This window comes from Pseudoalteromonas sp. S3776, assembly GCF_005886915.1.
Classification (GTDB): Bacteria; Pseudomonadota; Gammaproteobacteria; order Enterobacterales; family Alteromonadaceae; genus Pseudoalteromonas.
In genome coordinates, this window is the sequence record NZ_PNCU01000224.1 from 1 (window position 1) to 385 (window position 385).

1 protein-coding gene is annotated in these 385 nt (G+C 42.1%); it reads left to right on the forward strand.

The features are described from left to right. Positions 1–385 (forward strand): DDE-type integrase/transposase/recombinase (locus CWC16_RS19695; protein ID WP_249929322.1); only part of this gene is annotated, 385 nt, incomplete at both ends.

A 385-nucleotide genomic window follows, 5' to 3' on the forward strand; every position in this document is an offset into this window, starting at 1 on the left:
ACGTTAGTCGTTGGCTCGTGCGTAAGTTAATGAAACAGAATGACTTAGTGAGTCGTCAGCTACCTTCACACAAGTATGCAAAAGCTGAAAAGCTTCACTTAAGCATTCCTAACTTGCTTGAGCGTGAGTTTAACGTATCAACACCAAATCAAGTGTGGTGTGGCGACGTAACTTATGTTTGGTGCGGCTCTCGGTGGGTTTATCTAGCAGTCGTTATTGACCTTTATGCCCGTAGAGTTGTAGGTTGGGCAACATCAACAAGACCTGACAGTGAACTGACTAAAAAGGCATTAAGAATGGCTTATAAAAGCCGGGGAAATCCAAAAAGAGTTATGTTTCATAGCGATCAAGGTTGTCATTATACGAGTAAAACGTTTAGGCAACT